This is a genomic window from Vibrio halioticoli NBRC 102217 (assembly GCF_000496695.1).
Taxonomy (GTDB): domain Bacteria; phylum Pseudomonadota; class Gammaproteobacteria; order Enterobacterales; family Vibrionaceae; genus Vibrio; species Vibrio halioticoli.
This window is the reverse complement of sequence record NZ_BAUJ01000014.1, coordinates 101,937-115,812: the sequence shown is the minus strand read 5'-3', so window position 1 is coordinate 115,812 and position 13,876 is coordinate 101,937. Positions and strand designations below refer to the sequence as shown.

General features: G+C 43.6%; 13 protein-coding genes. 8 read left to right on the top strand and 5 right to left on the bottom strand.

All coding sequences use genetic code 11. The annotated features are described in order from the left end of the window. The first annotated feature begins 13 nt into the window (after positions 1 to 13). The gene (locus VHA01S_RS06010) at positions 14 to 790 is read left to right on the top strand and encodes a DUF1853 family protein (RefSeq protein WP_023403461.1); all 777 of its coding nucleotides are present in this window, start codon (positions 14 to 16) and stop codon (positions 788 to 790) included. 452 nt (positions 791 to 1,242) lie between these two features. Here VHA01S_RS06010 and pgm read toward each other — a convergent pair whose 3' ends face one another. Continuing rightward, on the bottom strand, positions 1,243 to 2,889 hold the full coding sequence (gene pgm / locus VHA01S_RS06005; protein WP_023403460.1) for a phosphoglucomutase (alpha-D-glucose-1,6-bisphosphate-dependent): 1,647 nt from the start codon (positions 2,887 to 2,889) through the stop codon (positions 1,243 to 1,245). A 79-nt stretch (positions 2,890 to 2,968) separates the two neighbouring features. Next, complete coding sequence (seqA, locus tag VHA01S_RS06000) at positions 2,969 to 3,523, bottom strand: replication initiation negative regulator SeqA (RefSeq protein ID WP_023403459.1); 555 nt, start codon at positions 3,521 to 3,523, stop codon at positions 2,969 to 2,971. A gap of 92 nt (positions 3,524 to 3,615) precedes the next feature. Here seqA and VHA01S_RS05995 point away from each other — a divergent pair, with 92 nt between their 5' ends. The 5 genes from VHA01S_RS05995 to VHA01S_RS18745 all read left to right on the top strand — a co-directional run bounded on the left by VHA01S_RS05995 (position 3,616) and on the right by VHA01S_RS18745 (position 6,519). Further along, positions 3,616 to 4,386: an alpha/beta fold hydrolase gene (locus tag VHA01S_RS05995; RefSeq protein WP_023403458.1), complete on the top strand. Its 771-nt coding sequence runs from the start codon at positions 3,616 to 3,618 to the stop codon at positions 4,384 to 4,386. 70 nt (positions 4,387 to 4,456) lie between these two features. Continuing rightward, entirely contained in the window at positions 4,457 to 4,675 is a 219-nt protein-coding gene (locus VHA01S_RS05990; RefSeq protein ID WP_023403457.1) for a DUF2788 domain-containing protein, read from the top strand. A gap of 54 nt (positions 4,676 to 4,729) precedes the next feature. Beyond that, the gene (gene fldA, locus VHA01S_RS05985) at positions 4,730 to 5,257 is read left to right on the top strand and encodes a flavodoxin FldA (protein WP_023403456.1); all 528 of its coding nucleotides are present in this window, start codon (positions 4,730 to 4,732) and stop codon (positions 5,255 to 5,257) included. Between the two features lie 215 nt (positions 5,258 to 5,472). Further along, positions 5,473 to 5,913 (top strand): ferric iron uptake transcriptional regulator, encoded by a 441-nt coding sequence (fur, locus tag VHA01S_RS05980; RefSeq protein WP_023403455.1) that lies wholly within the window; start codon positions 5,473 to 5,475, stop codon positions 5,911 to 5,913. A 21-nt stretch (positions 5,914 to 5,934) separates the two neighbouring features. Further along, positions 5,935 to 6,519: a type II secretion system protein gene (locus tag VHA01S_RS18745; protein WP_023403454.1), complete on the top strand. Its 585-nt coding sequence runs from the start codon at positions 5,935 to 5,937 to the stop codon at positions 6,517 to 6,519. A gap of 27 nt (positions 6,520 to 6,546) precedes the next feature. On the opposite strand, the gene VHA01S_RS05970 is transcribed toward VHA01S_RS18745, so the two are convergent. The 3 genes from VHA01S_RS05970 to nagE form a co-directional block, all read right to left on the bottom strand. Further along, positions 6,547 to 7,608: an AbrB family transcriptional regulator gene (locus VHA01S_RS05970; protein ID WP_023403453.1), complete on the bottom strand. Its 1,062-nt coding sequence runs from the start codon at positions 7,606 to 7,608 to the stop codon at positions 6,547 to 6,549. Positions 7,609 to 7,694: 86 nt separating this feature from the next. Continuing rightward, positions 7,695 to 9,359, bottom strand: coding sequence for a glutamine--tRNA ligase (gene glnS, locus VHA01S_RS05965; RefSeq protein WP_023403452.1), 1,665 nt, complete (start codon positions 9,357 to 9,359; stop codon positions 7,695 to 7,697). A 150-nt stretch (positions 9,360 to 9,509) separates the two neighbouring features. After that, complete coding sequence (gene nagE / locus VHA01S_RS05960) at positions 9,510 to 11,003, bottom strand: N-acetylglucosamine-specific PTS transporter subunit IIBC (RefSeq protein WP_023403451.1); 1,494 nt, start codon at positions 11,001 to 11,003, stop codon at positions 9,510 to 9,512. A 464-nt stretch (positions 11,004 to 11,467) separates the two neighbouring features. On the opposite strand from nagE, the gene nagA reads away from it, so the two are divergent. Beyond that, the gene (gene nagA, locus VHA01S_RS05955) at positions 11,468 to 12,604 is read left to right on the top strand and encodes an N-acetylglucosamine-6-phosphate deacetylase (RefSeq protein WP_023403450.1); all 1,137 of its coding nucleotides are present in this window, start codon (positions 11,468 to 11,470) and stop codon (positions 12,602 to 12,604) included. 2 nt (positions 12,605 to 12,606) lie between these two features. Further along, positions 12,607 to 13,875 carry a DNA-binding transcriptional regulator NagC gene (gene nagC / locus VHA01S_RS05950; protein WP_023403449.1) on the top strand — a complete coding sequence of 423 codons (1,269 nt, stop codon included), beginning with the start codon at positions 12,607 to 12,609 and terminating at the stop codon, positions 13,873 to 13,875. The last annotated feature ends 1 nt before the right edge of the window (position 13,876 follow it).

Here is a 13,876-nt window from a genome sequence, read left to right as displayed (position 1 = left end):
TAACGGTTTATCTATGCCTAACTATACGGTCAATGCTTCAATTTTAACTCAATTTGCCCAGTGGATTGCAACAACAGCGCCGCTATTTCGAGAAGATGAGATCATTGTGCAGCATTTGCCCTTTCGCAATACAGATACGGCGCAGTTTGCTGACTACTGCAAAAACTCACGGCTGGGCTTTATTTATCAGCACCTTTGTCAGGAACTGTTCCTACAATGCTCAGACTTATCTGTTGAGAAAACAGAATTACAACTAAATGATGCAGGGCGAACCATAGGTGAGCTGGATTTTGTTTTACGCCACCCGCACCAAAATAAGGCTCAGCACTGGGAAGTAGCGATTAAGTTCTACTTGTTGCATGAAGATAAGTGGTACGGGCCTAATGCGAGGGACCGCTTAGATAAAAAGCTGCGTCATATGCTGACTCATCAGTTGCAACATACGCATATGCCGTACTTTGTAGCGCAATACCCGCAGTGGCAATATCTGTCGCAACACCTGTTAATGCAAGGCCGTTTGTATATTAACCCTTTCCAACAACAGACCATTCCTAGCCATTGTGACGACAAAGAGATAAACCCAAGTCAAATCAATGGTTTTTGGTGCTATCAAAAGCAGTTTGCACAAATTGATGAACCGCTCTATCAACTGGACAAAGCGTATTGGGCTATCGGCAAAACCTCATCGTCGCCTCGGATAACAGAAGCCTCGCAAGGCATTTTACATTGTCAAAGTGAATCAGGTCGATTTTGGTTTGTAGTACCAAATGATTGGCCTAATAATCGCTAGTTAATTATTCAAACAGTGATTGCACTTTCTAGCAAACAGCGATTAAAAATAAAGTTAAAACCAATAAAAACAAAGTGTTAGGTGAATAAACTCAATACGCTTTCGGCACAGGCATTCACGCATGTCTCAGGGCGCATATTGAACCTGACCAAGCATAGGAATAAAGTCGGGCTACATTCAAAGCACTGGCTAGTTTATCTAGAAATTCACATGGCACAATTAGTAGAAGCATTGTTCGTTTTTATGCTGATGGTCTGTATTCCTATCTCAATCGTTATTCTGTTTCAGCGAAAAAACGATAAAAAAGCCGCGCGACGCTTATCACGCTGAGCAACTTCTGTGCAAAACTCTATAGCGCGATAGATTCAAACATAAAAAAACCCATTTACCGTTAGGCAATGGGTTTTTATGATTTGAGCGAATGGCTTAATCGTTATTTAAGGCGATTACGGTTATAAACCTGCTGCCTTGAATACTTGATTCACAATCTCTTGCGCTTCAGTTTCAATCAGTTTTAGATGCTCTGCACCTTTGAAGCTCTCACAGTAAATCTTGTAGATTTCTTCTGTGCCAGATGGACGAGCCGCAAACCAACCATTTGCAGTAGTTACTTTCAGACCACCAATTGCAGCGCCATTGCCTGGAGCATGCGTTAGACGAGCGGTAATCGCGTCACCCGCTAACGTATCCGCAGATACCATCTCAGCAGACAGTTTAGTGAGCACGTCTTTTTGTGGGCCGTTTGCTACCGCTTGAATACGGTTGTAGCTAGACTCACCGTGTTTCGCCGCTAACTCGTTGTAGTATTGCTGAGGGTTTTTACCCGTTACTGCGGTAATTTCAGCCGCTAGCAAACACAAGATGATGCCATCTTTATCTGTTGCCCAAGGCGTACCGTCTTTACGTAAGAAAGACGCACCTGCGCTCTCTTCACCGCCGAAGCCAAACTTGCCTTCGTACAGACCGTCTACAAACCATTTAAAGCCAACAGGCACTTCGCATAGTTCGCGACCAAGATCAGCCACAACGCGATCGATAATAGCACTAGAAACCAGTGTTTTACCCACGGCAACTTCTGCGCCCCAACCTTCACGGTGACGATATAAGTAATCGATACACACGGCTAGGAAATGGTTTGGATTCATCAAACCTGCTGGCGTTACAATGCCGTGACGGTCATAGTCAGGGTCGTTACCAAATGCTAGGTCGTAATCGTCTTTCAGCGCCAGTAGACCTGCCATCGCGTAAGGCGAAGAACAATCCATACGTACCACACCGTCTTTATCCAAAGACATGAACTGGAAGCTAGGGTCAATGGCTTCACTCACTAGAGTTAAATCTAGGTCGTATGCTTTTTGAATTTGACGCCAGTAATCAATGCCTGAACCACCTAGTGGATCAACACCGATTTTTAAGTTGGCTTTTTGAATTGCTTGCATGTCAACCACGTTGACCAGATCAGCCACATAAGGAGCCACGAGATCTTTTTCAACGAACAACTCGCTCGCTTTAGCATCCGCAATACCTACACGTTTTACATCCACAAGACCTGCAGCAATGATTGCATTAGCGCGATCTTCAATTGCTTTAGTCAATTCACCTTCCGCAGGGCCACCATGTACTGGGTTGTACTTAATGCCGCCATCTTGCGGTGGGTTATGCGAAGGAGTGATTACGATGCCGTCAGCTTTAGCATCGTTGACTAAGTTATGAGTCAGGATTGCATGAGAGATACCCGGAGTTGGGGTATAGCCTTCATGCTCTTGACAAATAACCTGCACACCATTTGCCACCAACACGTCTACCACAGTAGAAAATGCAGGTTCAGAAAGTGCGTGTGTGTCTTTACCCACGAATAACGGCCCGGTCACTCCGTGACTCGCGCGAACTTCAACAACCGCTTGCGCGATGGCTAAAATATGATTTTCGTTAAAAGTTACCTTGTCAGCACTACCACGATGGCCCGAAGTACCAAATGCAACTTTTTGTGCCGCATTGCCAGCTTCAGGTTGCAACAAATAGTAGTTAGCCACCAACTGAGGGATGTTGTGTAGATCTTCTTGCTGAGCCTTTTGCCCGGCACGAGGATGCATAGCCATTGAGTTGTTCCTTTTATAGTTCTTAAAATCAAAAATACCCACGAACCTGGGGGGATTCTGTGGGTATTATTCCTTGGGATTATATCGAACGTGTGACACGTTCTATTAATTCGGCGGGAAAGGACATTCGTACCATTAACTGTTCAACCATCTGACGTTTACGGCTGGTATTGTTATTGGTGATCACCCAAAACGGTGATCCAGGAATGGCTCTTGGTTTGGTCGTAGTGCCACTTGCCAAGAGTACCGCTTCGTTGTCTGCAAAATAAACACGCTTGCGCCCTTTTACTTGAGTCGCTTCGGCAAATCCGTCTTTATCGATTCTATGCAGCGCAGACAGCATAAACATAAATCTATCAATCGCCTTATCAAGAGAGGCAAATTCATCTGAAATCAATTCGCTGCGGATTTGCTTGATAGGGTCAATGGACTGTGTCGGTTTACCAACGGTGATCGGTGTTGCAGGTCCAGTAGGCTCAGCTTCAGTTACTTCTTGAGCCGCTTCGACTTCTTGTTCTACAGCACCATTCACATCGAGTAAACGTCGTAGAATATCGGATGCACTCTCTCCAATACGTTGGGTTCGGCTCGCGATAAATCTATACAGTTCTTCGTCAACTTCGATGGTTTTCATTCGCTTTTCACAATCTTATTAGTTTAAACTGCTTCAGATTATACCCAGTTATTGAGCAAGTCTCTACGGAAAGAAAAAAGGAAATGGATAAAATGTCGAGCCAGTTGCACTATAAAATCCAAGGTAACGGTAAACCTATGCTTCTGATTCATGGTTTATTTGGCAGTTTAGATAACCTTGGGTTACTTGCGCGCGATCTCAGTCAAGATCATCAAGTGATCAGTGTCGACCTGCGAAACCATGGACGCTCCCCTCATTACCCTGAGCATACTTATGCTGCGCAAGCGGCCGATATCCTCTCTCTTATCGACGATCTTGAGCTTACAGGAGTCACTCTAGTTGGGCACTCGATGGGTGGCAAAGTCGCGATGAAGTTAGCCTCACTAAGGCCGAAGCTCTTTGAGCAATTGATTGTGTTAGATATGGCCCCAGTGGCTTACCATGTTGATCGCCACAGCAATGTATTTGCTGGCATTCAAGAAGTAGCAAAACAAAAACCTAAACTTCGTTCTCAAGCCATGTCACTGCTGGCGCAGCATATTGAGATGGAAGGCGTGAGTCAGTTTTTGAGTAAGTCCCTATATAAAGAGGGAGAGACGTTAAGCTGGCGCTTCAATTACATCGCCTTACAAAATCAATATCAACAGATCATGACATGGGAGACTTTAGCGCCAAATCCAGTCGCTACCTTGTTTATGAAAGGCGCTAATTCCGACTATATTCAAGCCGAACATCAAAGTAGCATCATGCAGCAATTTCCCAATGCTAAAGCGCACATCATTGCTAATACTGGGCATTGGTTGCACGCAGAAAAACCGGACATGGTATTGAGAGTAATTCGCAAGTTTATTGCACAAAATTGAGATTCAAGGGTAAACAGAAGCCGTTAGGTTATGTTATAGTTCCGCGATTGATTAAGCATAAAGGGATGCCATGCTATACGATTACATTAATCAAATTGAATCCATAGGGCTCGATTTGCTGTTTGCTTCCGTATTTATACTTATCGGGTTAGCAATCAAGGATGTTCTAAAGCAGGGCAATGTTCCTCCATTTGGGCGTCGTATCGTATGGTTAGTGCTGTTTCTAGGTTGTGCCGGCTTTGTCACTAAGGGTGTTATACAACTCTCTTGGGAAGGCTCGGGTTTATAATCTATAACGCCAATATAAACGCATCCCATTACATCCAATATAGGTACTGATTCTATGGCAAGTGTAGGTCTCTTCTTCGGCAGTGATACTGGTAATACAGAAGCTGTTGCAAAGATGATTCAAAAACAACTAGGTAAACAACTGGTTCATGTTCAAGATATAGCAAAAAGTAGCAAAGAAGACATTGATAACTTCGATCTGCTACTACTTGGTATCCCTACTTGGTATTACGGTGAATCTCAATGTGATTGGGATGACTTTTTCCCTGAACTAGAAGCAATTGATTTCAGCACTAAACTTGTGGCTATTTTCGGTTGTGGTGACCAAGAAGATTACGCTGAGTACTTCTGTGATGCTATGGGCACGATTCGTGATATCGTAGAAGCGAAAGGCGGTACTATTGTCGGTTACTGGCCTACCGAAGGCTACGAATTTGAAGCCTCTAAAGCATTGGTTGATGATGATCACTTCATCGGCTTGTGTATTGACGAAGATCGTCAACCTGAATTAACCGAAGAGCGTGTTAAAACTTGGGTTGAGCAGATTCATTCTGAAATGTGTCTTGCCGAACTAGAAGACTAAATCGTCTCCATTTTTAAAAGGGGGCCTTGTGCTCCCTTTTTTAGTTTTGCGCGACAATCACTTACAATAAACCCATCAATGGCACATACTGTTCGTGATGGCCTTCCATTTTATAGAGAAAAAGAATACCCACAATTAACACATTGTTTATTGTTGTCTATTCTTTCCATATAATGAACAATTAACAAGCAGCTCAAATTTTTAAAGGAATATACATGCCAGATAACAACAAAGCCCTAAAAGAAGCTGGATTAAAAGTCACTTTACCCCGCTTAAAAATTTTAGAGCTCCTGCAACAACCGGGTTGTCAGCACATCAGTGCGGAAGAGCTGTATAAGAAACTTATCGATATAGGTGAGGAAATTGGGCTAGCAACCGTTTACCGAGTATTAAACCAATTTGATGATGCAGGCATTGTCACTCGCCATCATTTTGAAGGCGGAAAATCTGTATTTGAACTTGCAACTCAACACCACCATGACCATCTTGTTTGTCTTGACTGTGGTGCGGTTATCGAGTTTAACGACGAAGTGATTGAACAACGTCAGCATGAAATTGCTAAAAAATACAACATCAACCTAACCAACCATAGCTTATACTTATACGGTCGCTGTGCTTCAGGTGATTGTAAGACAAATCCTAACGCACACAGTTAATCTGATACAAAAAAGGGTTTTATGTCATTCAGCAAAAATGGATTTACGCTGATTGAGCTAGCCGTCGTTATTGTTATTCTTGCGGTGCTGACTGTTATAGCAGCGCCGCGATTTCTCAATCTCAATGCTGATGCTAGAGAATCAATGTTACGTGGTGTTGCCGCTGAGATGCAACAGGCCATCAATTTCGGACACCAAAAGTGGGCGATTGAAGGTAGAGCTAATCAGCCACAAATTGATCTTCCAAACTACGCCAATGGCGAGGTGGATTTCAATGAAGTGGGCTTTCCTATTGGCACTACCAAACAGGCTGTGTTTAGAGCACCTTATAACATAGGCAGTGGTGAAGTAGCATGTTCACTATTGTTTGATGCCATTCTCGTCACCTCTCTCACCGCTACCCGAAGCTATAATCAGGCCGATAACTTTGACTTTGTTGCCCGCCGAACCAGTAGCGATCTCACCGGTGAAAATGCCGGTCCCTATCAGACCAAATGTCATTACATTTATACTAAAGATGGCTTTGATAGAGATCCTGAGGTTGCCACGCATGTGATTTGGTATAACTCGCGCACCGGTAGCGTCTATTACGTTAACAACGGATAAAACACACTCCCTACCCTACTTTTACACTCAAGCTTGGCTAACACGCATAAATCGCTTAGAAGCAAATTGCGCCATGTGCGGAGCTAATAACACCACCATCAACAAACGTACAATCTGCATACTCATCACAAAGCCTAGGTTGACTTGGGTATGGCTTGACAGCGCTATCGCAGTAACTGCATCTAACCCTCCAGGAGTCGTTGCCAGATAAGCGGTTAAAGGGCTCACATGGAACACCTGCACCAACAGCACTGCCACCAAACCGCATAATGAGATTAATCCCAGGATAGACAATAGAATTTTAGGTAGCGCAAACAAGGCTTGTTTGACTATCTCAGGGCTAAATCTCATACCGATACTCACGCCAAGCACTAAATATGCGATATCCAATATCCATTCAGGCACTTCAAGTACCGCAACGCCGGAGTTAACACAAAAGGCACTGACAAATATCGACACCAGAAAACAGCCGGCGGGCAAACGTGATTTCACGCCAAGATAAGAGGTCGCCACAATAATAAACAGCGTTTCCAGCACCGCCAACAATGGATGTGGATCTAGCCAGTGCTGTATATGTAATTGAGTGGATTGAGCCGCGCCAATCGCTAAAAAATGCGCAACGGTAGCCGCCAGTAAGCTCACCATAACCACGCGCAAATACTGCATGAACGCGACTAAGCTGGGGTCATTACCATAAGACTCCGCCATCACTACCATAGCGGATGCACCGCCCGGGGCGCACCCCCATATAGCTGTACTGCCCGGTAAAATGCGTAACTTAGCTAGGCTATACCCCATCAACTGACAGGCTAATAGCACCACCAGCGCCACCCCAACAAAGATCCACCAAATAGACAAAAACGGCTTTAAGATACTTAAATCCAACACTCGACCTGCCATCAACCCAATCACAGATTGAATCAGGTAAATGGCCGATTTTGGCGTCTTCACTGAGCATTTATAAAAGCTAAATACAATAGCGGCTAACATTGGGCCCAGTAAGGTAGCCGCCGGGATATGCACGCTATCAAACAGAACGCCAGCTAATAAGCATGCGCTATACACAAATAAAGCTCGAAATGAAAACATAAAAAATGCCAGTCAGAGAAACTGACTGGCATTTTACCTATTGCTTATCGCGAATGGTTAAATATTAACGCAATGTAATTTTGTAACTAACTCACTTTAGCCCAAGTATCACGTAAACCAACGGTGCGGTTAAATACCAATGCCTCAGCTGTGCTGTCTTTGCTATCGATACAGAAGTAACCCGTACGTTCAAACTGATAACCTGCATCTGCAGCTGCGCTCACTAAGCTTGGCTCAACAAAGCCTTGTTTAGTAGTTAAAGACTCAGGGTTAATCACTGCTTTAAAGTCTTCTGCTGCCGCAGGGTTTGGCACAGTAAATAAACGGTCGTATAAACGAATCTCAGCAGGTACACCTTTACTTGCTGATACCCAATGGATAACGCCTTTAACTTTACGGCCATCGGCTGGGTTTTTACCTAATGTCTCATCATCGTAAGTACAGAAGATAGTGGTGATGTTACCTTGCTCATCTTTTTCGATGCGCTCAGCTTTAATCACGTACGCGCCGCGTAGACGAACTTCTTTACCAAGCACTAAGCGCTTGTACTTTTTGTTGGCTTCTTCGCGGAAATCATCGGCTTCAATCCATACTTCGCGAGTAAATGGTACTTCACGATTACCCATTTCAGGTTTATTTGGATGATTTGCCACGGTCAGTGTTTCGACCTGATCTTCAGGGAAGTTTTCAATCACTACTTTAACTGGCTCAAGAACAGCCATTGCACGAGGTGCGTTTTCGTTAAGGTCGTCACGAACACAAGACTCTAAAGAACCAAATTCAATCATGTTCTCTTGTTTTGTTACGCCGATACGTTTACAAAATTCACGAATAGAAGCCGGAGTAAAGCCACGACGACGCAAACCAGAAATAGTCGGCATACGTGGATCATCCCAGCCGTTAACCAAGTTTTCAGACACAAGTTGGCTTAGCTTACGCTTAGACATAACTGTGTATTCAAGGTTAAGGCGGCTGAACTCATACTGATGTGGTTGAGTTTCGATAGTGATGTTTTCCAACACCCAATCGTATAGACGACGGTTGTCTTGGAACTCAAGTGTACACAATGAGTGAGTAATGCCTTCTAGCGCATCCGAAATACAATGCGTGAAGTCGTACATTGGGTAAATACACCATTTGTCACCGGTTTGATGATGGTGAGCAAAACGCACACGATACAAAACAGGATCGCGCATCACCATAAATGATGAGCTCATGTCGATCTTAGCACGCAGACAAGCCGCACCTTCAGCAAAGCCACCGGCACGCATTTTTTCAAACAATGCTAAGTTTTCTTCTACTGAGCGAGTACGGTATGGGCTTTCTTTGCCTGGAGCGGTCAAAGTGCCACGGTATTCACGAATTTCGTCAGCACTTAGCTCTTCTACGTACGCTAAGCCTTTATTAATCAGTTCAATGGCATACGCATGCAACTGATCAAAGTAGTTAGATGAATAACAAATCTCACCAGACCAATCAAAGCCTAACCACTGCACGTCGCTTTTGATTGAGTCAACGTATTCAATGTCTTCTTTTTCAGGGTTAGTATCATCAAAGCGCAAGTTACACTGACCTTGATAATCTTGAGCAATACCAAAGTTTAGACAGATCGATTTAGCGTGCCCGATATGCAGGTAGCCGTTTGGCTCTGGCGGGAAACGAGTATGCACGCTGCTGTGTTTACCATCCGCGATATCTTTATCGATAATCTGACGGATAAAATTCGATGGTCGAGCCTCAGCTTCACTCATCTATAGCACCTCATGGTTCAATTTTGCAAAAGTATTCTATGACCTTACATTGTATTCGCCTCATTGATGAAATCTAGATGTTTATGTTCTAAAAAGTAAAAAAAATGCCTCCCGAAGGAGGCATAAGGACAATAATTAACTGTTATTGAATTAAGATGGAAGCTCTACTGCTGTTAAGTCAGCATCTACAGGGATTTGTTTCATTTCGCCTGCAACGATTTCAGCTAGAGGACCTAGGATAACTTGAACGTTATTTGAACCTAGTTTCACCACGCCCATCGCACCTAAATCTTTCAACGTTTTCTCGTTTACAACATTGGTATCGTTCAATGTTAGACGTAGACGAGTAATACAAGCATCGATAGATGAAATGTTGCTGTGACCACCTAGTGCTTTTAGGTACTGTTTTGCAAGCTCAGAAGAGTTTGAAGAACCAGTTACTGTTGATGCTTCACCTTCGTCATCTTCGCGGCCTGGAGTTTTAAGACCAAACTTAACGATAACGGTGCGGAACACTGCGTAGTAAATACCGAAGAACGCGACACCTTGTAGGATAAGCATGTACCAATCTTTCGCCAGAGGGTTACGGCTAGAAAGAACCATATCCACAAGACCTGCCGAGAAACCAAAGCCTGCAATCCACTGCATTTGTGCTGCGATGAATACAGAGATACCTGTTAGTGCTGCGTGCAGAACGTATAGGCCTGGTGCTAAGAACATGAATGAGAATTCTAGTGGCTCAGTCACACCGGTGAAGAAAGATGCAAAGCCCGCTGCAATCATGATAGATGCAACTTTCTCTTTATGCTTAGACTTAGAAGTGTGGTAGATAGCCAGTGCTGCGCCCGGTAGACCAAACATCATGATTGGGAAGAAACCTGCTTGGTACATACCTGTAACACCTAGTGTTGCAGTACCTTCAGCAATAGATTTCGCGCCGCCTAGGAAGTTAGGGATATCGTTAATACCTGCAACGTCAAACCAGAATACTGAGTTCAATGCGTGGTGTAGACCGATTGGAATAAGTAGACGGTTAAAGAATGCGTAGATACCAGCACCTACAGAACCCATGTCTTGAATAGACTCACCGAAGTGTACAAGGCCACCGTAGATTGCAGGCCATACGTACATAAGTACGAATGCCATTACAATACCAGCAAATGAAGTCAAGATAGGAACTAAACGCTTACCAGAGAAGAACGCCAACGCTTTGTGGAGTTCAACGGTAGAGAAGCGGTTATAGATTTCAGCAGAGATAATACCCACAAGGATACCGACAAACTGGTTTTGGATTTTACCAAATGCTGCAGGAACTGCGTCGCCGCTGATCCCTTGAATCTGAGCCACTGCTCCAGGTGATAGTAGTGTAGTTACAACATACATCATAACTAAGCCAGAAAGTGCCGCGGCACCGTCTTTGTCTTTTGACATACCGTAAGCAACACCAACGGCGAATAGCCACGACATGTTATCAATGATTGCTGCACCGGCTTTGATAAGGAAGCCAGCCAGTGGGCTGTTACCACCCCAACCGGTTGGATCAATCCAATAACCAATACCCATTAAGATTGCTGCTGCTGGTAGGGTAGCAACTGGCACCATCAGTGCCTTACCTACCTTTTGTAAATATCCAAGAATGTTCACGTTACTTCTCCTCCTGAGGAACCTATTAAAACTTTTTTTAGTAAATTAATTTAGTCCTCTTCATCTTAAAGAGATAATTTTGCGTCGCAAATTAAAACCCTATAAAGTGTGACCAGTGTCATATGAAAGCGGAGACCTAAACGGATTTTGTTACCTAGATCATAAAACTTATTTCACTATATAAAATAACTGTTTTTTTCAGTATACTCATTTCAATTAAATAAAATTGAATCTCAATTAGGTGTTCTTTCGAGGCTTATCCGAGACAAATTGAGTGTCAGACTAAAAGCGAGCGACAAAAAACATATTGTCAATGCAATCAAAGAGTTTAGTCCTACACTATGTATAAAGTTATTGATAAGTTTTCACTAGACAAGTGCTGTTGCAAGCACACAGAAGGCCTATGAACTGTTTTACGAATTAGAAGCACATAACATCAAACATTTTTATCAGGAGATGCAATCATGTATGCATTAACGAACTGTACCGTATATACCGGTAGTGACATCTTATACAACCACGCTGTCGTCATAGAAAACGACCGCATTAAAACCGTTTGCTTAGAGCAAGATGTCGATCAAGGCATCGAACGAATTGATCTTAACGGTGCCAACTTAAGCCCTGGCTTTATTGATGTGCAGTTAAACGGTTGTGGTGGTGTGATGCTCAATGACGCAATCTCTCCTGAAACGCTACAAACCATGCACAACGCAAACCTAAAATCTGGATGCACAAGCTTTTTGCCGACCCTGATTACCTCTTCAGATGAAAATATGCGCTCTGCTATTGAAGCTCAAAAACAATTTCAAGAGCAAAATGCCCATCAATCTTTAGGTTTGCACCTAGAAGGCCCATACCTAAACGTTGCTCGAAAAGGCATTCATACCGAATCTTTCATTCGCCAATCTGACGATGAGATGATTGATTTTATCTGCCAGCATGCTGATATGGTGGTCAAAGTAACCTTAGCACCTGAGCAAAATAACCCAGAGCACATCACGCGCCTAACTGAAGCTGGCATTGTAGTCTCTATCGGACACACAGCAGCAACCTATCAACAAGCAAGAGATAGCTTTGAGCACGGTATTACCTTTGCCACTCACCTATTTAATGCAATGACACCAGTTACGGTTCGTGAACCGGGCGTTGTCGGCGCTATTTTTGATACTCCAGATGTATACGCGGGCATTATTGTTGATGGACACCACGTCAACTACGCTAATATTCGCATGGCGAAAAAACTGAAAGGTGACAAATTAGTTTTGGTGACTGATGCCACTGCACCTGCTGGCGCGGAGATGGACCAATTTAATTTTGTAGGCAACACAGTGTATGTTCGTGACGGCATGTGTGTTGGCGCAGATGGCACTTTAGGTGGCTCGGCTCTAACTATGATTGAAGCGGTTGAGAACTGTGTGAAGCACGCTGGATTCGCTTTAGATGAAACTTTACGTATGGCAACGCTATATCCTGCTAGAGCAATTGGCCTAGATCATAAGCTAGGACGTATAAAAACTGGTATGATAGCAAACCTTACAATTTTTAATCGCAACTTTGACGTTGAAGGGACCGTAGTAAACGGTCAATTTACAAAAGGATAGTTATGACAGGCGGACAAATTGGCAACGTTGACCTTGTAAAACAGCTGAATAGTGCAGCTGTTTATCGTCTAATCGACCAACAAGGGCCTATTTCTCGAATTCAGATCGCCGAATTGAGCCATTTAGCACCAGCAAGTGTTACTAAGATCACTCGACAATTATTAGAGTATAACTTCGTACAAGAAGTTGCCCAGCAAGCCTCTACAGGTGGCAGGCGGGCGATCTCATTAACCACTCAGGTGACTCAATTTCATTCTATCGCGGTTCGAGTTGGTAGGGATTACATTCAATTGTCCTTGCATGATTTGAGTGGTGAGGTTCTGACCAAAGCAGAATCTTCCATTCAATACAGCAACCAAGAGCAATTAGTTGGTCAACTTATTGATAAGATCAAACTATTCAAGGCAAGCCTTGAAGGTTCCGACTACAACCTAATTGCTATCGGTGTCACTTTGCCCGGCCTAGTAAACCCTGATGAAGGTGAAGTGCAGTACATGCCGAACACCAAAATCGACCACCTACCTTTAGGTAAAATTCTACAAGAGCAGTTCCAACTCGAATGCTTTGTCGGTAATGACATTCGCGCCATGGCACTAGCAGAACATTACTTTGGCGCTACGCGCGATTGTATGGACTCAGTACTGATCAGTGTGCACCGAGGTACTGGCTCCGGTATTATGGCAGGCGGACAAGTCTTCCTAGGTTCAAATCGAAATGTCGGAGAAATTGGGCATATTCAAATTGATCCGCTCGGCGAGCAATGTCAGTGTGGCAACTTTGGTTGTTTAGAAACTGTTGCTGCCAACCCAGCCATCATCAAAGGTGTTAAAACTCGCCTAGCAAGAGGCTATAATTCTACCCTCTCTGATGAACCGAACATTACGATAAAAACCATTTGTGATCATGCACTTCTTGGCGATGCACTGGCTACACAGAGCATTGTTCGTGTTGGTGTTCAACTGGGTAAAGCCATTGCAATTGTAATAAACCTATTTAATCCGCAAAAAATCGTTTTAGCAGGTGATATTACGGCAGCAAAAGAGTTATTATTCCCTGCAATTCAAAGGAATGTGAACAGCCAATCGTTAACAGCGTTTCATAAAGACCTACCTATTGTTTCATCTGAACTCGATCAGTTCCCAACTATGGGTGCTTTTGCAATGGTAAAACGTGCGATGTTAAACGGTATGTTGCTACAAAAATTAATGGATTCAGCAGACTCGTTTGCGGTTGGGCGGTTGCTGACCCTCAACCACTTCGAGACTGCATAAA

What these genes read in the sequence shown, in the direction of transcription:
- glnS (WP_023403452.1), bottom strand. Translation starts at nt 9,359, where the DNA reads ATGAGTGAAGCTGAGGCTCGACCATCGAATTTTATCCGTCAGATTATC.
- VHA01S_RS05995 (WP_023403458.1), top strand. Translation starts at nt 3,616, where the DNA reads ATGTCGAGCCAGTTGCACTATAAAATCCAAGGTAACGGTAAACCTATG.
- pgm (WP_023403460.1), bottom strand. Translation starts at nt 2,889, where the DNA reads ATGGCTATGCATCCTCGTGCCGGGCAAAAGGCTCAGCAAGAAGATCTA.
- VHA01S_RS05990 (WP_023403457.1), top strand. Translation starts at nt 4,457, where the DNA reads ATGCTATACGATTACATTAATCAAATTGAATCCATAGGGCTCGATTTG.
- fur (WP_023403455.1), top strand. Translation starts at nt 5,473, where the DNA reads ATGCCAGATAACAACAAAGCCCTAAAAGAAGCTGGATTAAAAGTCACT.
- VHA01S_RS06010 (WP_023403461.1), top strand. Translation starts at nt 14, where the DNA reads ATGCCTAACTATACGGTCAATGCTTCAATTTTAACTCAATTTGCCCAG.
- seqA (WP_023403459.1), bottom strand. Translation starts at nt 3,523, where the DNA reads ATGAAAACCATCGAAGTTGACGAAGAACTGTATAGATTTATCGCGAGC.
- nagC (WP_023403449.1), top strand. Translation starts at nt 12,607, where the DNA reads ATGACAGGCGGACAAATTGGCAACGTTGACCTTGTAAAACAGCTGAAT.
- nagA (WP_023403450.1), top strand. Translation starts at nt 11,468, where the DNA reads ATGTATGCATTAACGAACTGTACCGTATATACCGGTAGTGACATCTTA.
- VHA01S_RS05970 (WP_023403453.1), bottom strand. Translation starts at nt 7,608, where the DNA reads ATGTTTTCATTTCGAGCTTTATTTGTGTATAGCGCATGCTTATTAGCT.
- VHA01S_RS18745 (WP_023403454.1), top strand. Translation starts at nt 5,935, where the DNA reads ATGTCATTCAGCAAAAATGGATTTACGCTGATTGAGCTAGCCGTCGTT.
- fldA (WP_023403456.1), top strand. Translation starts at nt 4,730, where the DNA reads ATGGCAAGTGTAGGTCTCTTCTTCGGCAGTGATACTGGTAATACAGAA.